Below are 22,160 nucleotides of genomic sequence, written 5' to 3' on the forward strand. Positions count from 1 at the left end.
GGTTTGGGTCTGCTGCGCAGCCCAACGGGGATAAATCCCCTCGCCACAGGGGATCGCATTGCCACAGGGGATCTCATTGCCACGGTACCGATTGAAGGGAGCACCCGGTTTTGACTGAGATGATGACTGTGGCGAGGGGATTTATCCCCGCTCGGCTGCGCAGCAGTCGTAAAACCGGTACACGCGATTTGTCTGTAGAAACCGGTTCTCGAGTTTTGGGTCTGCTTCGCAGCCCAACGGGGATAAATCCCCTCGCCACAGGGGATCTCATTGCCACAGAGGATCGCATTGCCCCAGAGGATCGCATTGGCACAGAGGATCCCATTGCCACGGTACCGATTGAAGGGAGCACCCGGTTTTGACTGAGATGATGACTGTGGTGAGGGGATTTATCCCCGCTCGGCTGCGCAGCAGTCGTAAAACCGGTGCTCGCGATTTGTCTGTAGAAACCGGTTCTCGAGTTTTGGGTCTGCTTCGCAGCCGAGCGGGGATAAATCCCCTCGCCACTGAGGTTCCCATTGCCACAGGGGATCTCATTGCCAAAGGGGATCGCATTGCCACAGAGGATCCCATTGCCACGGTACCGATCGAAGGGAGCACCCGGTTTTGACTGGGATGATGACTGTGGCGAGGGGATTTATCCCCGCTCGGCTGCGCAGCAGTCGTAAAACCGGTACACGCGATTTGCCTGTAGAAACCGGTTCTCGAGTTTTGGGTCTGCTTCGCAGCCCAACGGGGATAAATCCCCTCGCCACAGGGGATCTCATTGCCACAGGGGATCGCATTGCCACAGAGGATCGCATTGGCACAGAGGATCCCATTGCCACGGTACCGATTGAAGGGAGCACCCGGTTTTGACTGAGATGATGATTGTGGCGAGGGGATTTATCCCCGCTCGGCTGCGCAGCAGTCGTAAAACCGGTACACGCGATTTGTCTGTAGAAACCGGTTCTCAAGGTTTGGGTCTGCTTCGCAGCCCAACGGGGATAAATCCCCTCGCCACAGAGGATCGCATTGCCACAGGGGATCTCATTGTCACTGAGGATCTCATTGCCATAGGGGATCGCATTGCCACGGTGGATTCTGGGGAGGGTGGGCGATGAGTGTGTTGCCGTATGCCTGGGCCAAGGCGCAGCGCATTCTTTTGCGCGATGGCGTGCTGACGGTGTGCCCATCGACACCGGGCTGGTCGATCAGCGAAGTGCGTCGGCAGTTCGGTGTGACGCGGATCGAGCGGGTGCGCGATGACGAGCTCGACGGTTTGCTCGCCAGCGCTTACGCCGACACCGGCAGTGCGGCGGCGGTGGTGGGTGCGGCGGAAAACGAGGTCGATCTCGATCGGCTGATGCAGGACATGCCGGAGATCACCGACCTGCTCGACACCCAGGACGGCGCGCCGGTGATCCGCATGATCAACGCCTTGCTCACCCAGGCCGCGCGCGATGAGGCCAGCGACATTCACATCGAACCGTTCGAAACCCATTCGGTGGTGCGCTACCGCGTCGACGGCACCCTGCGTGACGTGGTCTCGCCGCGCAAGGCGTTGCACGGTGCGCTGGTGTCGCGGATCAAGATCATGGCTCAGCTCGATATCGCCGAAAAACGCTTGCCGCAGGACGGTCGTATCGCCTTGCGCGTAGCGGGGCGGCCGATCGATATTCGCGTTTCAACGGTGCCCACCGGCCATGGCGAACGGGTGGTGATGCGCCTGCTCGACAAACAGGCCGGGCGCTTGCATCTGGAAACCCTCGGCATGGATGCGCAGGTATTGGCAAAGCTCGACCACCTGATCCGCCAGCCCCACGGCATCGTCCTGGTCACCGGGCCGACCGGCAGCGGCAAGACCACCAGCCTCTACGCGGCGCTGGCGCGGCTGGATGCGAGCACCAGCAACATCCTCACCGTGGAAGATCCGGTGGAATACGATTTGCCGGGGATCAGCCAGATTCAGGTCAACGCCAAGATCGACATGACCTTTGCTCTCGCGCTGCGGGCGATTCTGCGCCAGGACCCGGACATCATCATGATCGGCGAGATCCGCGATCTCGAGACCGCACAAATCGCCGTGCAGGCCTCGCTCACCGGGCATCTGGTGCTGGCGACGCTGCACACTAACGACGCGGTGTCGGCGGTCAATCGCCTGATCGATATGGGCGTTGAGCCGTTTTTGCTCGCGTCATCCATGCTCGGCGTCCTCGCGCAACGCCTGGTGCGACGCCTGTGCAATCAGTGCAAACAGGAAGATCCGGCCACGCCCGGCACTTGGCGCCCGGTCGGTTGCGCGGCGTGCAATCACACCGGTTACAGCGGCCGCACCGGCATCCACGAATTGTTCTGCATCGACGACGACATCCGCACGCTGATTCACCAAGGGGCAGGGGAGCAGGCCTTACGCGCGGCGGCGTCGAAAGCGGGGATGTTCAGCCTGCGTGAGGACGGTGAGCGCTGGATTCGCAGCGGTGCCTCCGCGCCGGAAGAAATCCTTCGTGTGACACGGGACGCCTGATGAATCGCTATCGCTTTGAAGCGGCGGATGCCACCGGGAAAATCGAGTCCGGGCACCTTGAGGCCGACAGCCAGAGCGCAGCGTTCAGTGCCTTGCGCGGACGTGGCCTGACTGCGCTGTCGGTGCACGAGGAAAGCAACGTCGCCCGACACGGCGGCGGTTTGTTCAGCGCCAGACTCTCCGACAACGATCTCGCCTGGGCCACGCGGCAACTGGCGAGCCTGCTCGGTGCCAGCCTGCCATTGGAAGCAGCACTGAGCGCGACGGTCGAGCAGGCCGAGAAAAAGCACATCGCCCAGACCCTCAGCGCCGTGCGCGCCGATGTGCGCAGCGGCATGCGTCTGGCGGAATCGCTGGCGTCGCGGCCACGGGATTTTCCCGAGATTTACCGCGCGCTGATTGCCGCTGGCGAAGAGTCCGGCGATCTGGCCCAGGTGATGGAGCGGCTGGCCGATTACATCGAGGAACGCAACAACCTGCGCGGCAAGATTCTCACCGCGTTCATCTATCCCGGCGTGGTCGGGCTGGTGTCGATCGGCATTGTGATTTTCCTGCTCAGCTACGTGGTGCCGCAGGTGGTCAGCGCGTTTTCTCAGGCGCGGCAGGATTTGCCGGAGCTGACGCTGGCGATGCTCACCGCCAGTGATTTCATTCGCGCGTGGGGCTGGTTGTGTGCGGCGCTGATGGCCGGGGCGTTCTGGAGCTGGCGGCTGTATTTGCGCAATCCGGCGGCGCGTTTGAGCTGGCATCACCGGGTGCTGAAGTTGCCGCTGTTCGGGCGTTTCATTCTCGGCCTGAACACCGCGCGCTTCGCCTCCACCTTGGCAATTCTCGGCGGCGCCGGCGTGCCGTTGTTGCGTGCGCTGGAAGCAGCGCGGCAGACCTTGTCCAACGACCGCTTGAGCCTGAGCGTCAGCGAGGCCACGGCGAAGGTGCGCGAAGGCGTCAACCTCGCCGCCGCGCTGCGCGTGGAGAATGTCTTCCCGCCGGTGCTGATTCACCTGATCGCCAGCGGCGAGAAAACCGGCTCGCTGCCACCGATGCTCGAGCGCGCGGCGCAGACGCTTTCCCGGGACATTGAACGACGGGCGATGGGCATGACCGCGTTGCTCGAGCCGCTGATGATTGTGGTGATGGGTGGGGTGGTGCTGGTGATTGTGATGGCGGTGTTGTTGCCGATTATTGAGATCAATCAGTTGGTGCAGTAGCCGCTTTTGATGTTGGCCGGGCTGGCCTCTTCGCGAGCAGGCTCGCTCCCACAGAGGAACGCATTTCAACTGTGGGAGCGAGCCTGCTCGCGAAAGCGCCAGTCCCGACAACACAAAACTCAAATATTTTTCACCGGCCCTGAGCATATCCCGAGCCCCAATCCGCCCATTCTCGGGTTCTCCATTCTGTCATCTGCAACCACCCGCCAACGGCTCCAGCCCGGTTCAGCCAAACCCCCGATCCAGACATGCCGCGACATCCCGCAAACACCCGAGAAATCCCCACAAAAATCCCCGCGCAGCTCCCGAGGTTTTTTCCTTTATCTGTCACCGGAAGCTGCGAATTTCTCCCTGCGGCTCCACTGCGGTGGACCCTCCCGGTGTCATGCAAGCCTTCCGAAACCTGTGTTCCAAACCAAGTTGAAAAGGAGATTCTTCATGTTCAAGCGCACTCTGATCGCCGCCTCACTGACCGTCGCCGCTCTGGCTTCCGCCCAGGCCATGGCCGTAACCGGTGGTGGCGCCTCGCTGCCTGCCGCGCTGTACAAAGGTTCTGCCAACAGCATCCTGCCTGCCAACTTCAGCTACGCCGTAACCGGTAGCGGCATTGGCAAAAGCGCTTTCCTGACCAACAACGCTGCCCAGTTCAGCACCACCGGTACTGTGCACTTCGCCGCTAGCGACTCGATCCTCAGCGCTTCGGAACTCAGCACCTACACCAGCAACTTCGGTGCTTCGTACGGCCCGTTGATCCAGCTGCCATCGGTGGCCACTTCGGTTGCCATTCCGTACAAAAAAACCGGTCAGACCGCGCTCAACCTGACCAGCGCTCAACTGTGCGATGCGCTGTCGGGCACCGCCACCACTTGGGGCGCTCTGCTGGGTAACGCCGACAGCACGCCGATCCGTGTGGTTTACCGCAGCGTGTCCAGTGGCACCACTGAAATCCTCAGTCGCCACCTGAACGCCGTTTGCCCAGGCAAATTCGCCGTCAACTCCACCTTCACCAACGCTCGTCTGCCGGCCGGTTCCGCGCTGCCATCGACTTGGGTCGGCGTAGCCAACACCGCTGATGTGGCCACTGCGGTGAACGCCGTGGACGGTTCGATCGGCTATGTGGGGCCGGACGGCGTGAACGCCACCAGCAACGCTGTGGTTGCCCGCGTCAATGGCGTCCAGCCAACCAACGCTAACGTGACGCTGGCGCTGAGCACTGCACCGGTGCCAAGCGCACCTGCCAACCCGGCTGGCTGGGCCCCGGTCGTGCCTAACCCGGCAAGCGGTTACCCGATTGTGGCTTACACCAACTTCATCTTCGGCCAGTGCTACAAAGATGCAGCCGTGGCCACCGCCGTGCGCAACTTCCTGACCACCCACTACAGCAACCCGGGCAACAACGTCGCCACCGTCGCCCACAGCTTCACGCCGGTTCCCAACAACTGGAAAACCGCTGTGACCGCCAACTTCATCACCAACACCTCGGGCAATAACCTGGACATCAACAACGCCAACGCCTGCAACGGCATTGGTCGTCCTTTGTAAGCCTTGTCTCAACTGCAATGAAACGGCAGCAGCCTTCGGGCTGCTGTTTTTTTTTGCCGATTTACTCCTCGAACATGAAGTTTGTGTGACATCCGTTCGGTCGTGAGGCTCGCCAACTGCCTATGTCGTAACAGCAGGGCTGATCCGACCTGCCACCCAAAAGGACCTGTAGTGATGCTTGCTCGCACCTCCCGTCACAGTAACCGTATCCGGCCGATCAAACGTGGCGCGGGCGATCCCGCACAGTGGCTGCTCAAGCCATTGGCGCAAGCCGTCGCCTTGTGTCTGGTGGCGGGCAGTGCCGAGGCGGCGACAGCGTTCAGTTCCACCTGGTTTGCCGCGAAGGGCGCAGCGCAGCAGGCTTCGGCGTCACGTCCGGGTGGGAGCGGTCTGCCGGGGATGACGCCACCGCTGGCGCAGCAGCAACGGGCCAGCCAGCAGTTGCAGCGCTCTTTGCAGACGCTCAATAACACCGTGGCAGCGATTGCCGCTCAGCAGGCCGCACAAGCCGCTGGACGTGCCGCCGCATTGGGCAGTGTGCAAGTGGTTCCGGACGGATTGGGCGAGGGTGGCCTGAAGATCGATAACAGCCTGAGCCAGGGCTGGATGAACGCCAAAGGCCCGCAACAAACCCAGGCCGACGGCAAGACCACGGTGAAGATCGAGCAGACCGCCGACAAGGCGATTCTCAATTGGGAAACGTTCAACGTCGGCCGCAATACCACAGTGGAATTTGCCCAGCAGGCCAACTGGGCGGTGCTCAATCGCGTCAACGATCCGAGCGCACGCGCCAGCCAGATTCAGGGGCAGATCAAAGCGGACGGCACGGTGATGCTGATCAACCGCAACGGCATCGTCTTCAGTGGTGGCAGCCAGGTCAATGTGCGAAATCTGGTAGCGGCAGCCGCGAACATGACCGATGCACAATTTCGCGATCGGGGTCTGTATTTCGACAGCACCGGCAGTCAGCCAACCTTTACCGACGCTGCTGGCAAAGTCCTGGTGGAGCGTGGCGCAGCCATACAAACGCATCAACCTGCGCTCTCCACCGACGCCGGCGGCTATTCCTTGCTGCTCGGCCAGGACGTGCAGAACGACGGCTCGATCAGTACGGCCAAAGGTCAGACGGTGCTGGGTGCGGGGGACCGTTTCTATATCCGCAAGGGCTCGGGTACCGACGGTAATGGTTATTCAACCACTTTCGGCAGTGAGGTCATTCCCGGTTTCAAGGCTGACAGCTCGGGCAAAGTCAGCAACACCGGCCTGATCCAGGCATCCACCGGCGACATCACCCTGACCGGCCGCGATGTTGTGCAAAACGGTGTGCTGCTGGCGAGCACTTCGGTGGCGACGCGCGGCACCGTGCATTTGCTCAATCCGGCCAGCGATGCCCAAGGCCGTGTGACCCTGGGCGAAAATGGTGTCAGTGCGATTCTGCTCGACAGCAGTGATCTCACGGCCCTGGACAGCCAGCGCGAGGCGGCGCTGACCGGCGTCAACGCCAACAACCGGATCCGCAGCGATCAGTCACGCATCGACATCGGCAGCGGCGGCACCGTCGAATTCAAAAGCGGCTCGATCACCCTTGCCACCGGTGGGCAGGTGGCAGTTGCCGCCGGACAGCGCAGTCTATTGCGCGAGGGGGCGGTGATCGACGTGTCCGGCGCCCTCGGCGTCAAAGTGGCGATGGCAAACAACAACATCAAGATCAACGTCCAGGGCAACGAGCAGCGTGATGCGCCGGTCAATCGCGAGAGCGGCGCGCTCAACAGTAACGACATCTGGGTCGATGTCCGTGAGCTGGTATTCGTGCCGGCGGGCACCAACGGTTACGCCACCGACCGCTGGTACACCGCCGGTGGGTTGTTGGAGGTCGGCGGATACCTCGGCACTCAGGGCCATGGCGTTGGTGAATGGATGGCGCAGGGCGGTGAGGTGCGGTTTTCCGGAAAGGACGTGATCAGCGAAAAAGGTTCGCTGATCAATGTGTCCGGCGGCACGCTTGATGTGCAGGGCGGCGAGATTCGCCAGAGCTGGCTGCGCGGTGCGGACGGGCGCTTATACGAAGTGTCGCGTGCGCCGGGCGATATTCTCTACAACGGTCTTTACAAGGGTTACGAAAGTCACAGCGAGCGCTGGGGCCAGACGGATTATTTCTATAGCCCGCTGATCGCGCCAACGCGTCGTCAGGAAGCGGGTTACACCGTTGGCCGGGATGCCGGCCAGTTGGTGATCGCCACGGGCAACGCCGTGCTGGATGGCCAGCTGTTGGGTGAGGTGTTTCAGGGCGAACGGCAAATCCAGGCACCGCGGGCAGGTCTGGACGGCTATGCCCAGACCCAGACCGCCCGGGCGCGGCGAGGGCAGTTGGTGGTTGGCAGTTACGATGCTGCTTATGTCGCTGCCAGTGCCGGCCTGCTCTATCAACTCGACCCGTTGCTCGATCAGGTGCAAGTGGGGGGCGCGCATGCCAGCGTAGCGAACGCAGGGCTGACCGATGCGGTCGCGGCAGAACGCGCAGGCAAACTGTTCCTCGATGCCGGGCTGCTCAATGGTTTCGCGCTGGGCGCGCTGAAGATTTCGGCGAAAAACACGATTGAAGTCAATGAAGGCGTGACGGTGGATCACGGTGGCAACATCACCCTGTTCAGCCCTGACGTGCAGGTCAATGCCGATCTGATTGCGCAAGGCGGCAGCCTGCAATTGGGCAACGTTTTGAACCAGCTCGCCACCGATCGGCGTGATGACACCAGTCTCCAGGTTTCAGCAGGCAAGCAAGCGCGAGTGACGGTTGCGCAGGGTGTGCAGCTGCAGACGCGCGGTCTGTGGCGCAACCTGTCGAGTAACCCGGACGACGCGGGCGGCCTGGCGTACCTCAATGGCGGGACGGTGTCGATCCGCAGTACCGGCGACATTCTGCTGGCCAGTGGCAGTCTGGTCGATGTTTCGTCGGGCGGTGCGGTATTGGCCAACGGCAAGATGCGTGGCGGCAAGGGTGGCGACGTGACGCTTGAATCCAGCGCCAACAGTGCGCCAGGCCAGTCGCGCATGGTGCTCGATGGCGAGGTGCAGGGCTATGGCGTGAACGGCGGCGGCACCTTGACCGTGCAGGCCAGCAAGGTGCGGATCGGCGCTTCCGGCGAAGTGTCCGAAGAACAGACCCTGCGCCTGACGCCGGAGCTGTTCCGCACGGGGTTCAGCGCCTACAACATCATCGGTCTGAAGGGGCTGGAGGTCGCCGCGCAAAGCGCGATCGATGTGCAGATGCCGGTCTATCGATTTGGCGAATCCCCCTCGACCATTGTGTCCGGTATGTCGCCGCGCGCTGCGCTGGAGCTATGGACGCCCGCGTTATTTCAGGAAGACCCGCTCAAGGGCGTCTTGACGCAAAGGGCCGGCGCTTCTGTCGCATTGCAGGCCGGCGCGACGCTTGCTGGCTTGATTGATCCCGCCAGCAGTCCGTTGTCGATTGGCGAAGGCTCACGGATCAGTGTCGATCCCGGCCAGCGCATCGGTTTGCGCGGGGCAGGCCAGATCACGCTTGATGGTGAACTCAACGCCTGGGGCGGTATTGTCGATATCCGTCAACAGCAGTTCGGCGCGATTGATGTGGCGACGTCCTTGCAAGAGGCCGATCCGACCCCGCACAACCGTTCGATCTGGATCGGTGAACATGCCTTGATCGATGTTGCCGGTCGGGCAGCGACCGCTGTCGATGCGCTGGGCCGCGTCTACGGCCAGGTTGGCAAGGGTGGCTCGATCATTGTCGGTGGCGAGATTGATGTGAAGAAAATCACGGCGACCGCTGCCGATGCTTACGTCATCATCCGCCAAGGTGCGCGACTGGAAGCGTCCGGTGCGCAAGCCGTGCTCGATAGCGGTGGGCAAGGCCCCGCTCGTGTGGCCACCGATGGCGGACGGATCACCCTGAGTTCCTACAATGGTCTGTTCATCGAGGGCAGTCTGCAGGCCAATGCTGGCGGTGCAGGTGCGGCGGGCGGGCGTCTGGAAATCGCTCTGGATACACCGGCGTACGGTCCCGCGAACTTGAGCAATGCGGTGCGCGTGCCACGTGAAATGATCATTGGCCAAGGGCCAGCGCCGGCACTGCCGCAGCCGCTGCGAGCCGGTGAGGCTTCGCCACTTTTACGCTACGGGCGTACACGCTTGAGTGCCGATCAGCTGATGAGCGGTGGCTTCGACAGCGTGAGTCTGCTGAGCAACGGTCTGATGACGTTCGACGGCGATGTCGACCTGCATATGGGGCAGGGCCTGAGCCTGTTCGCCGGTTCTCTTTCATTGGCCGAGTCGGCGAGTGACAGCGCCCGGGTCAACCTCAGCGCACCTTACCTGCGCCTGTCAGGGCTGGGCACCTATTTGAGCTCGGAAGTCAAAGTGCGTCCGCGGGTGATGAGCAATCCGACAGCGCAATTGTCCGGCGCGCAATTCACCGCCAGCGCGAACCTGCTGGACGTGGGCAACTCGCTTTCATTCGGCACCGAAGGGACTCTCGTGCAATCGGCCGCACCGGCGCTGACGGTCAGTCGCCGTGGCTTTGGTCTGGTCACGCTCGACAGCCAGGGCGACCTGCGCTTCCTCGCGCCAACCGATGAACAGCAGCGCAGCCGTCTGTGGACTGCGGGTGACATGCACATGCGGGCTGCGCAGATCTACCCGGCCAGTGGCGTCTCGGCTGAGGTGCGAGTGGGCTATCAAAGTATGGCCGGATCGGTGCCGGAGCATACGTTGCGTATCGGCAATCACGGGGCGGCGCCGACCGCTTTGCCTTACTCGGTGTTCGGCAGCCTGACACTCAGTGCGGGACAGATCGAGCAGGGCGGCGTCATTCGTGCGCCTTTGGGGCTGATATCCCTGGGTGATGACGTCATTGTCAAAACCCGTGAACTTCACCTTCTGCCGGGCAGCGTGACTTCAGTCAGCGCCGCCGGACTGGTCATGCCCTATGGAGGAACAACCGACGGTATCGACTATCGGTACAACGGTAAGTCGGTGATGTTGAATGGCATTGCCGGAGCGACCTCCGGAGTCATCCTTGATGCGCAATACACCAATGTGCAGGCCGGGGCGGTGATCGACCTTTCGGGCGGCGGCGATTTGCGCGGTGCCGGTTTTGTCTCCGGACGAGGTGGCTCCACCGATGCACGTCTCAATCCGCTGGTACGCAATGCCACCGATGGCACCTTCAGTTTGCCGGGGCTGGCCAGCAACCCCGTGTATGCAATCGTGGCCGGTGACCAGAGCCGCTATGCGCCGATGCTGGCCGAGGCCGGCGCGGTCGACCCGCGTATCGGCCAGCAGATCACCCTCGGGACCGGCGTTGCCGGACTGGCACCCGGCACCTACACCTTGTTGCCATCGACCTTTGCCTTGTTACCGGGCGCCTTGCGGGTCGAAATCAATGGTCAAGCGATTGCGGGGCCGATGGACAGTGCGTTGAAGTTGCGCAATGGCTCGTGGACCACGGCCGGACAGCTGTCGATTGCCAACACCGGTATTCGCGACAGTTTGCCCAGCCAGGTCATCGTGACGTCTGCCGATGTGCTGCGGCGCTATTCACAGTACAACGAAACCGGGTTCAGCCAATTTGTGCTCAATGATGCTGCCCGCCGCGGTCTGCCGCGCGCCCGCACACCGCTGGACGGCAACACGCTGCACCTGCGCGTGGTCAGTGGCGGCGACCACGACTCAGCCCTGGATTTCAACGGGCAGGTGCTGTTCAAACCTGCCAGCGGCGGGGTCATTGGTACGGCGGTCGTTCAGGGCGGTTATACCGGCGCAGAGTTTGAAATTCTCGGTGCCGGGCATACGCGAACGCCAGGGTTCGACGGTGTATCGCTGTACGCCGACACCCTCAACCGCTTGAATGCCGGACGTTTGACCATCGGTGGCACCCCAACCGTGTATTACGGTTCGGAGGGCGGCTCGATCAAGGTGATCGGCAATACCTCGGCGATTCGTCTGCGCGAAGGCGCGATCCTCTCGGCGCCAGAGGTTGTGTTGAGCAGTAACAGCGCCAATGGCGGCATCACCATCGATGCGGGAGCGGGCGTCAATACCTTGGGGCGAGGTAACGTTCCGTATGATGCCGCAGCCGGTTTCGTCTACGAACCGGGGCGCTCCAGCCTGCTGGTGGTGTCCAACGGCTGGACGCCGGTGCTTGCGCCCACCGATGGCGGGGGCGGGAGTATTCGTATCGGCAACTGTCCGACGGCCGATTGCACCGCTGCGGCGTTGCTGTACTCCAACGGCAGCATCATCGCCGCCACTGACAAAGACTTCGAACTGGGCGAAAGCGTGCGCTTTGGCACTCGCCAACTCGGGCTTTCGGTCGGTGTGGTCAATGCCGGCAGTCCGCAAGCACTGGCCGCAGCCAGCGGCCGCACACCTGCGGGCCTGACGCTTAACCAGAACGTGCTGGATCGCCTGTTGCAGGGCGACACGCAATCTGGCGCCCCCGCCCTGGAAACCCTGAGTCTGGTGGCCCGCGATGCGTTCAACTTTTTCGGCAGCGTGACCCTCGACACCATTGATCCGCAGACCGGCCAGAGCCGTTTGCAGAATCTGGTGTTGGGTAGCCCGGCTATCTACGGCTCGGGCGCTGCCACCGATGTCGCGACGATCCGCACCCGCAATCTGATCTGGAACGGGGCGACTCAGGCCCCGGGTACGGTTGTCAACGGCGGCGCCGGCAACGGGCACGGCACGCTGGATATTCAGGCGCAGCGGATCGAATTGGGTTATGGCCCGAACCCGCAGCCCAATGGCCTGGATCGCAATAACCGACTGGCCCTGGGATTTGCCAACGTCAACTTCAACGCCAGCGAGCGCATCACCGCCAACCACAAGGGCAGCCTGGCGGTGTACGAATCCCAAGGAGCTTATGACGCGGTCAAGGGGGTCAGCTACAGCGGCGGCAATCTCAATCTGCGCACGCCATTGCTGACCGGCGAGGCCGCCTCGGTCAGTGAACTCAAGGCGGGCAACAACCTGACTCTGAGTGGTAGCGCCACAACGGCTGCCGCGGATGCCCTCGGTGCGCAACTGAGCCTGACGGCACGCAGTGTTGTGCTCGACAGTCGCATCGTCCTCGCCAGCGGTAAGCTGCTGGTCAATGCCGAAGATGATCTGCTGCTTGGCAGCGGCGCGCAGGTGGACATGGCGGGCCGGGTTCTGCCGTTCAATGATGTGCAGAAATACAGCTGGGGCGGCGACGTGTCGTTGCAGAGCAACAACGGCAATATTCGTCAGTCGGCGGGCTCGCGAATCGATCTGTCCGCCGTCAACAATCAGGCCGGGCAATTGAACGTTGTGGCCCTGGCCACTGACGCTGGACAGGTTGATCTGCAAGGGCAGATTGTCGGCAGCAGCAGTGGCTATTACGACGCGGGCGGTACGTGGGTGCCGTACAAGGCCGGTGGCGTGGACATTCGCGCCCAGCGCCTGGCGGGTGATTTGAGCGAGGCCTTTGCCAGCCTTAACCTGCGCTTGAATGCCGGCGGGGTAGTGGGCAGTCGAAGCTTCCAGTTCAAGCAGGGCAATCTGCGTATCGGTAACGAACTCAAAGCGGGCCAAGTCAATGTCTCGGTGGACAACGGCAACCTGACCGTGGACGGGGTGATCGATGCCAGTGGTGAACGGGTCGGTAGCATTCGCCTTGCCGGCAAAAACGGTTTGAACCTGACGGGCAACGCGCTGCTCGATGCCCATGGCCGCGTACTGCGCGTCGACAGCTACGGCAAAATCATCGATGCACCGAACCGCGCCATGGTTGAACTCAATTCAGGTGACGGCGTGCTGACGCTGGCCGCTGGTGCACGGATTGATCTGCGTCACGGCACCGATGCAGTGCCTGGAAACCAGGCGGGACAACGCGATGAGGTGTTGCGTGGGACGCTGGAGCTGAATGCACCGCGCCTGGGCGGCGGTGACATTGCGGTGGATGCCAGCGGTACGTTGAGTATCCAAGGTGCCCGCTCCATCGGGCTGAATGCCGTGCGAAGTTACAGTGATGCTGCCGATGGCACCGATCCGGCGGCCAGCGGTCGCCCGTATCAAGTGATCGATCAAGCCTACCTGGATCGCATTCACTCAGACAGCAGCGGCTTTATCGATGCGGCGCTGGGTAACAGTGATCTGCTACAACGCAAACTGGCCGGCCTCAACAATGCGACTTATGCCGATGCGTTTCATCTGCGCCCGGGGGTGGAAATCGTCAGCAAAACCGCTGACGGCGATCTGGTGGTGCAGGGCGATCTCGACTTGTCCGGCTACCGTTACGCCAGCCTCAACCCGCACACTCGCCGGACGTCGGTGTATGGCAGCGGGGAAGCGGGCAGCCTGTTGATCCGTGCCGGTGGCAACCTCGATATCTACGGCAGCATCAACGACGGTTTCGCACCGCCGCCGGAAACCGTGGACGACGCCGGCTGGAAACTGTTGCCGGGGATACAGCCTTTCGGCGGTGACCTGATCGTACCGGGCAGTGGTGTCAGCCTTGCCGAAGGGACGCTCTTTCCGGTTGGCGCCACCTTGAATTACGACCTGCCGATTCAAGCCGCCACACTGGCCGCGGGCACGGTGTTGCCGGTTCAGAGCACTTTGGCCGCACCTTACGTGTTACAGGGTGGAACGGTGCTGGCCGGCGATGTGCATGACGCGGCGGGTAACCTGATGTATGCCGCCGGTACGTTGCTCGACAACGCTGTGACCCTGCCGGCCGGCAGTCGTTTGGGTGCAGGTATTCGCTTGAACAACGCCACCGCACTGCAGGCCCTGCTCTGGCCCAAAGGCGTGCCGCTGCCGGGTGCGGTTGATGCCGACAATAAAACGGTGGGTGTTGTGTTGAACGGAACGTTGGCGCTGTTGCGGGGTTCGCTGATCCCCTCCATGACCAACGTGAAGCTCGCCGATGGCACGGTATTCCTCGACCTGCGTCCTGCCAATGGAAACCAGCAAGGTCGAAACTGGGCGATCGCCAGCATGCTGCCGGCGGGCAGTGCGTCGTGGTCGATGCGCATGGTGGCAGGGGCCGATCTGACCGCGGCCGACAGCCGTAGCGTGAAACCTCAGGCCAGCGTCGGCAACTTGCAGATGGCCGACACTCACTATGGTGTGAGCATGATCGAGGTGGCCGGCAAACTGGTCTGGGCGGTGGATAACGAGTATGGCTTTACACCGTACGAACCGGTTCCCGAGGAATACCTTGTGCTCTGTGATATCGCTCCCGGTTCTTGCGCGCCCATGGCGCGCAGTGTGTGGGCGCCTGGCAACTGGATGGGCATGCCGGATTACACACCGATGAACGATGACGAATTGTTCTGGTGCTCCATCGACCCGGCACTGTGCATTGAAAACAATCCGAGCAAGAGCGCAGAGGCCCACACGCAGATGTTCAGCGTTTTGCGTACTGGCACCGGCGACCTGGATTTGATGGCGGCCGGTAACCTCAGCATGGCCTCACCTTTCGGCGTCTACACCGCCGGCACCCAATCGGCAGACGTCGACGCGCGTTATAACCAGCCCCGCGGAAGGCTGTCGGCTGATGGCTCGGTATTGGGCAGCGCTGGCAGCGATTACGAAAAATGGGTCGATGGCGGCAGTGCCAGCCTCTATCAGGCCTGGTATCCGCAGATGGGCGGTAACCTGACGATCAATGCCGGCGGGTCTGTGTCGGGTGACGTGCTTGGCCGTCGCTCGGTCGCCACGGGCGACGGTACGCGGGAGCAGGTGCCGAGTGTGGCGGTGGGCAATTGGCTCTGGCGCCAAGGTACCGGCAACAACGATGTACCGACTGCCTGGTGGATCAATTTCGGCAGCTACGCTGCGCAGCCATTGCCAGCGCTGGGCGAGGAAACCAGACCTTATCTGGTGGGCTTTACCGGGTTCGGTACGCTGGGCGGCGGCAACATCAGTCTGAGCGCCGGCGGGGATGCTGGCATGCTCAAGACCATGGGCGACGACAGGTATGCGTCGTACCCTCGCAGTCAGGGGTTGATCGTGGCTGTCGGCAGTACGGGCCGCGTGGACAGTGACGGGAACTTGCAACTGACCGGTGGCGGAGACCTGGATATTCGTCTGGGCGGTGTCCTTAATCCGTCTCTGCAGGCACGTGCCGGCCTGGCGGGTACCGGTACGCCGACGCACGACTTGCAGGGCGCGCTCATCAACCTGCGCGGTGCGGCGCAACTGACGGGCGCCGCGTTGGGCGGTATCAATCTGCAGTACGGCGCCTCGGCGCTGTTTCATGACCCACGGGAAACGCGCGCCTTCGACCCGTTCAACTCGACGGCCAGTAATGCCAGTGGCGGGCTGGTGCTGATTCCCGGTGACTCCGGCATGCGCCTCAACACCCGCGGCGATCTGGTGTTGGGTGGCGCCGCCGATCCGGGCCGCGTGAGGTTGCAGAACTCCACACCGTTTACCACGGCCGATGGCATTTACCATGCCGGTGGCGGTTTGAGTGGTTTCTCGCTGTGGACCGATCACACGGCCATCGATTTGTTCTCGGCCGGCGGCAACCTGACGCCCAGCACCCAGCTGATGGAAACCACCGGGCAGGACCCCGTCGCCGGGCTTAACGGGTCACCGACCGATGACCGCTTCGTCTTTCCTTCGATATTGCGTGCCGTGGCCGGCCAGGGCTCGATTTATGCGGGACCATCAGCGGCCTACGGCATAGGCAACCCGGCGCCGGCTCTGGCCTGGTCATTGCTGTTGGCACCTTCCAGCGCGGGGCAGCTTGAACTGATCGCAGGGGATTCGATCTATGCCGGCGGCTACGCCATCAACCAGTCAGGGGCCAGCCCGGCGGCGCTCGCCACACCGTTTGCACCCGCGTTCAATGGCTACGGCAATAACCAGTCCGCTCGGCCGATCACGACCAACGCCGGCAGCGATGGTGTGCTGGCGCAAACCAATTCGCGCTATCCACTGTTTGCCTTCGGTCCCGATAGCTACTCGGGGTTGAGCAGTGTTCAGGGGCCGGCGCGCTTCTATGCACTGACCGGTGACCTGGTAGGAATTCGCACGGGCGAAACGCTGGCGTTCGCGACCACGAAGCGCACCTGGTATGAATCGGCAGGCCCGGTGTGGATGGTGGCGGGGCGTGACATCGTGGCGTCCGGTACCAATTTGGGGCAACCCACGTTTGCGCCCGTTGGGGGCATGGGTCGCAATAACGAACAGATCGCGTCTACCGGCAATCTGTTCGTGCATAACGATGCGCGCGACATTTCGCGGATTTCGGCCGGGCGAGACATTCTCTACAGCAGCTTCGACATTGCCGGCCCGGGTGTTCTGGACGTCAATGCCGGGCGCAATATCCTGATGGAAGATCGCGCCAGCATCACCAGCCTCGGTCCTGTCGTGGCAGGCGATCAGCGCCCCGGTGCGAGCATCGTGATGCAAGCGGGTGCGGGCGCGCAGGGGCCGGATTACTCACGGTTAATTGCGCGTTATCTGAACCCGCAAAACGTCGCGGATTCAGCGGTGGCCCTCAGCGCGCAGCCGGGCAAAGTGGTCAAGACCTACGTCGAAGAACTGCAGAGTTGGCTGAGCCTGGGTTATGGCTTCAAGGGTGGCGACGAACAGGCGCAAGCGTTCTTCGCCGCACTGCCGAGTACCGAACAGGCGATCTTCGCCCGCCAGGTGTACTTCGCCGAATTGCGCGCCGGCGGCCTGGAATACACCGATGCCAATGGCCCGCGCACCGGCAGTTACTTGCGCGGTCGCAACGCCATTGCGGCGCTGTTCCCGACCACTGATGTCGCCGGCAATCCGATCCGTTACGACGGCGATATCACGATGTACGGTGGCGCCGGGGTCAAGACGCTGTTTGGCGGCGATATCCAGATGCTCACGCCGGGCGGTGGTCAGGTGTTCGGTATTGAAGGCGCGGCGCCGCCGTCGACGGCGGGGATCATCACCCAAGGTTCGGGCGATATTCAGTTGTACTCCCAAGGCAGCATTCTGCTCGGCCAGAGCCGGATCATGACCACGTTCGGCGGCTCGATTCTCGGCTGGTCCGCCGAGGGCGACATCAACGCCGGTCGCGGCTCGAAAACCACCGTGGTCTACACGCCGCCAAAACGTGTCTACGACACCTGGGGCAACGTCACGCTGTCGCCGTCGGTGCCGAGCACCGGCGCCGGTATCGCCACGCTCAACCCGATCGCCGAAGTGGCGCCGGGCAACATCGACCTGATCGCGCCACTGGGCACCATCGATGCCGGCGAGGCGGGGATTCGCGTGTCAGGCAACGTCAACATCGCCGCGCTGACGGTGGTCAACGCCGCGAACATTTCGGTGCAGGGCAAAGCGACCGGCGTGCCGGTGGTGTCAGCGGTGAATACCGGCGCGATCACCTCGGCCAGTTCGGCGGCATCCTCCGCTACGCAAGCGGCGGAAGACGTCGCCCGGCAGCAACAGGCAGCGGCGCGGCAGAACCAGGCCTCGGTGTTCACTGTGCAGGTGCTCAGTTTCGGCAACGAGCAACTGGCACCAACGCGCGATGGTGCCAGTCGCGCGCCGGCGACCGGTTATAACCCGGACAGCCCGGTGCAGGTGCTGGGCGCCGGGGCGCTGGATGAACAGGCGAAACAGCAGCTGACCGAGGAGGAGCGTGGGCAGCTGACGTTGTAAAAGACTCTCGTGCAGTACGTTTGGGCGGCCGGTTGGCCGCCTTTTTTATGAGCGTTCGGTTTCAAACTGATGCAGTTGTTTTATTCAAACGACCGGCTTGCAGCGCAAGACCCCGAGAAGCCGGGGTAGCGAGGTACGACACCATACCCTTGAGCCGATCCTGCACGGTGCTACTGTTGCCCCCTCCCGTAGGTTGACCCCAAGTTACAACCCGACCGTCAGCGGTGAGCGCGGTAAACCCGTGAGTATTGGTGTAGATCGCGCGGACGTCGGTCAATTGATCCGCTACCGGTGTCGTGTCTCCACCTACGGTGGCATTGCCCCAGGCTGCCACCGTTCCATCTCTGAACAGTACGGCAAAGGCGTGCGATGTCCCTGCCACCTGGACAACATCATCCCGGGCAGCAATGGCATCGGGCACTTTGCCATCGGCGCTGGTTTCCGGCCAAGCAACGACATGACCATTTTCGCGCAGCGCCGCGAACGAGTTCCAGGTGGCAACGACGCAAAGGATATCTGTCAGTGTCGAGATCAGTTGGGGAACGGTTCCCCCCTGAGCCACCGGTCCCCATGCGACGACCTGATTGGTTTGGCGCAGGGCGACAAAACTGTACCTATTGGCACAGGCAAGCCTTTTGATGTCCGTCATGGCGGCGATAGGGTCAGGTACGTTGCCTCCATAGGTCGCGTTGCCCCATGCGACAAGTGTTCCATTGGCCCTGTACGCTGCGAAGGCATAGGGATTGCCGATAACGTCTTCGATATCGTCGAGTGAAGCTATTGGCGCAGGTACGGTTCCGACATCAGCCGGCAATCCCCAGGCCTTTACGTGTCCCGTTGCGAGCCTCACAGCGAAGGCTTGCCCAGCAGGAATGACGTCGACAGCATCGGTCACGGCTTTGATTTCAGCAGTGGGCACGCCGCCGTTGCCAGCTGCGCCCCAGGCATCCACGGTCCCATCGGCTCTTATTCCGGCGAAGGCAGCGATATTACCGACAATCCGCACGAATCCGACTGGACTGACTGCGCCCATGTCGCTGCCCTCACCGGCAGTGGTACTCCAGGCTATCGTGGTGTCATTGGTGCGCCGGGCCGCGAAGGTGCTACGCGTGGCACTTACTTCAACAATGTCGTTCATGGTGATGATGGTAGGAGGAATGACACCACCATTGGGTCCATGGCCCCAACCAGTCATGTCGTGCTTATCGCGCAACGCGACAAACGCTGCTTGACCTGTGATGGTCGTGTCGCTCCCGGAGCCGAAGATGTTCGCTGCGCTGAGTGTGACTTGATCGTCCGCCGTGCGGACTTGAAGGTGGGCCTGTGGGGCGGTATCAAACCAGTTACTTCCCTTCGTCCATTCGCTTTGTGTGGCGTATTTCCACTCGGCCTGAAGCGGTTTTCCGGTAGTTGCATCGAATGCCATCAGTAACCTGCTCGTACTGGCGGCCCAGTATGTACTCCGATTGTAGCGAGCGCCCATGACTCGTAGCTTGCCGGGTGCGATCACTTTGCGCACCTCGTACACAGCGGGTGTCGATGGACCGTCCGTTCCTGCGGCCTTGCGTTTGACGGTGTAGCTCAGCGCGATGCTCCCGCCTTCTTCGGCGTTGATCACGATGTGAGGTAATTTGATTGAAGACAGTTCTTCATCGGCTTCCTCAGGCTTCACCGTATAGGGTGGATGGGGATAGGTGGTTTGGCCCTCCACGGTAACCCTGACTTCGTCGCCATCCTTCAACTGTGCAGAGGCGGCAATAATGATCGTCGCACCGTCTGTTACGTCATCAGGGTTCAACTGATCGCCGTTCGCCTCGTCGATCTCGGCAACGGGCAAGTTGATCGGAACGATGGGTCTGCATACTTCATAAAGCGTCGGCTCCGCTGGGCCGTCCGTTCCTCCGGCTTTGCGTTTGACGGTGTAGCTCAGCGCGATGCTGCTGCCTTCTTCGGCATTGATCACGCTGTGAGGTACTTTGATGGACGAAAATTCTTTATCGGCTTCTTCAGGCGTCACGGTATGCGTTGGATGGGGGTAGGTGGCTGTACCCTCTACGCTAACGTTGATTTCGTCGCCATCCTTCAACTGTGCGGAGGCGGCGATAATAACCGTTGCACCATCAAGTACATCGTCAGGATTCAACAATCCTGCATCTGCTTCATCGATTTCGGCGCCGGGCAATTTGATCGACGCGACCTCGCCCACCGTGAACGCCAATACATTGGAATAGCTGGTTGTATTGCTGGCGGCCCGGAAGATTTCGTAGTCAACCTCCACGGTCTTACCGCGATGGGCTTCGATGTGCTTGGCAACAAACTCTGCGTTGAGCGTGAACACGACGTCCTTGTCCTTGGACAGCACGTTAAGCGTTTTAGAGTCAGTGACAGCTGCCTCGCCCTGAACTTTCCAGAAGAAAGTCACGATGTCCTTGTCCTGGGTTGGATTGGCCACTGGCCGCGGGGCGGTGACTTTGCCCAAGCCGCCGGGCAGGTCCTTGGGCTCCAGGACACCGTCCTGTTCACCCAGCACGATGGGTTTGACCAGTTCTCGCTGCACTTCGCCGACGCTAAGCCGCGAAGCGTGCAGCGACGCGCGACGGGTGATGGTGCCGTTTTCGTCGCTCAGCAGGGTATACGACAGATCCAGTGTGCCACCCTTGAGGGTTTTGCCGTGTTCGCCGGCGACGGTGACGATGAATCCCTCGGGATCATTGGCTTCGTCTTCGCTGGGGAAATACCATTCCATTTGCGGGTCGTAAGTTGTGAGGTCGGACCGGGTGCCGAACCATTTGAGTTCGATGGCATTGTCCGGTGTGATCAGTAGATCGTAGAGGATGCGGATCCGGTATTCGGGCGCGTCGGGGTCGAGCGCGCCACTGATCTGGTCGATCGCGATGGGCGCGGCCAGGCGTGTCGGTTCGCCGATCACGCTGTAGGCGCGGGACTTGGATGTGGAGTTGTCGACCACGACGCCGTCGCGGCGTACATGATAGGCGTACACCACCGTGCGTTTGGCCAAGGCGCGCAGGGTGCTGTTGTCGTGCGCGATCGAGACCCGCACCGGCGGCGCGGTTTCAATAGGCTGGATCACCAGTTCGCTGATCTCTTTACCTTCGTCGGTGGTGCCGGTGACGCTGAGGTAGATGTCGTCGTTCTTTTTGAAGATGTCCGCATCCTCCGCCCAGACCTCGACCAGCGGCAGTTCGTCCCCCAGCAGCTCCAGATCCAGGACGAGACCGTCGGCCTGTTTGAGGATGGGCGCGCCCAGCCGCAAGCCCTGGGTGTCGACGACGATATGAACGGCCTCGCACCAGTCTTCCGACTCGTTGTACACGCGGTCGCGGATCTTGTAGCTGACCGACACGCCGTCGGAGTCTCCGGCCGAGAGGATGGTGGCCTTGTCCGCCAGAACAACGATGGGACTATCCTCCGGATCGTCGAGCTGTTCCTGAGTGACGGGCTCGGACTCGACGGTTTTCCCCGCCCAAGCGAGGATGAGCACGTCACCGACCGCGGCATTCTTGTAGAGAGCGCCATCGCCGGGTTTGGGTTTGGCGAACACCTGCACGCCTGCCTCGGCGGTATCCTTGTCGACACCTTCGCGGACGACATCCGGCGGATCGAACGCCATGGTCAGTTCGGAGTGACCGTAGTCGGGGTTTGTGTCCTGACCGGCGGGCAGTTCGAGTTTGACGAAGAGCCTGACCGTCGGTCCCTGCTCGGGCTTCTGACCGAACCGTGTGATCTGGTAGGACAGCTCCCAGTCGCCGCTGAGCAAGCGCTCGGGCGCGACGAACAGGGTGACATGCTTGTAAAGGTCGACGTCTTCGGTGATGGTCTTTTGCGCGACCATGGTGGTATTCAGAAACAACTTGCAGTTATCGCTCTTGCTCATGTTGTTCCAGGCAGGAATCTGGATCTTCAGCCCCTGGTCCGGGTAGTTGAGTTGTGCGGCGGCGAGGTTGATTCCCCACGTGCCGTCATCCAGCAGCCGGCCGCCGGGGATTTCCGGGTCGAGCAGGGACAATACAGAGAGTTCTTTGCGCGGTTGGATGAGCATGATGGGCACTCCTGCCTCGAGCGGAAACGAAGGAGTGATTAGGAGGTAGATTCGGAAAAAGCGCACCTGTCAGATCTGACAGGTGCGCACGATAATCGGACGAAAGGTAGTAAATCCTGAAAGTCTGCTGAGCCAGCCAGAGCTGATCACATATTCGATTCCGACCATCGTCACCTGGGCAGTT

Annotated in this window: 5 protein-coding genes; 4 read left to right on the plus strand and 1 reads right to left on the minus strand. The window is 61.9% G+C overall.

Features of this window, described 5'->3' with window-relative positions:
* Positions 1-1,099 precede the first annotated feature (1,099 nt).
* From gspE to AB4N48_RS09530, 4 genes are all read left to right on the plus strand, one after another.
* Entirely contained in the window at positions 1,100-2,506 is a 1,407-nt protein-coding gene (gene gspE, locus AB4N48_RS09515; protein ID WP_460095249.1) for a type II secretion system ATPase GspE, read from the plus strand.
* The gene (gene gspF / locus AB4N48_RS09520; RefSeq protein ID WP_460095251.1) at positions 2,506-3,714 is read left to right on the plus strand and encodes a type II secretion system inner membrane protein GspF; all 1,209 of its coding nucleotides are present in this window, start codon (positions 2,506-2,508) and stop codon (positions 3,712-3,714) included. The genes gspE and gspF overlap by 1 nt, the downstream gene beginning before the upstream one ends.
* A gap of 438 nt (positions 3,715-4,152) precedes the next feature.
* Positions 4,153-5,256 (plus strand): substrate-binding domain-containing protein, encoded by a 1,104-nt coding sequence (locus AB4N48_RS09525; protein ID WP_460095252.1) that lies wholly within the window; start codon positions 4,153-4,155, stop codon positions 5,254-5,256.
* A 174-nt stretch (positions 5,257-5,430) separates the two neighbouring features.
* On the plus strand, positions 5,431-17,916 hold the full coding sequence (locus AB4N48_RS09530) for a filamentous haemagglutinin family protein (RefSeq protein WP_460095253.1): 12,486 nt from the start codon (positions 5,431-5,433) through the stop codon (positions 17,914-17,916).
* 61 nt (positions 17,917-17,977) lie between these two features.
* On the opposite strand, the gene AB4N48_RS09535 is transcribed toward AB4N48_RS09530, so the two are convergent.
* Positions 17,978-21,976, minus strand: a complete 3,999-nt coding sequence (locus AB4N48_RS09535) for an RCC1 domain-containing protein (RefSeq protein WP_460143634.1) — start codon at positions 21,974-21,976, stop codon at positions 17,978-17,980.
* Positions 21,977-22,160 lie beyond the last annotated feature (184 nt).

The organism is Pseudomonas sp. S2_C11 (assembly GCF_054668395.1).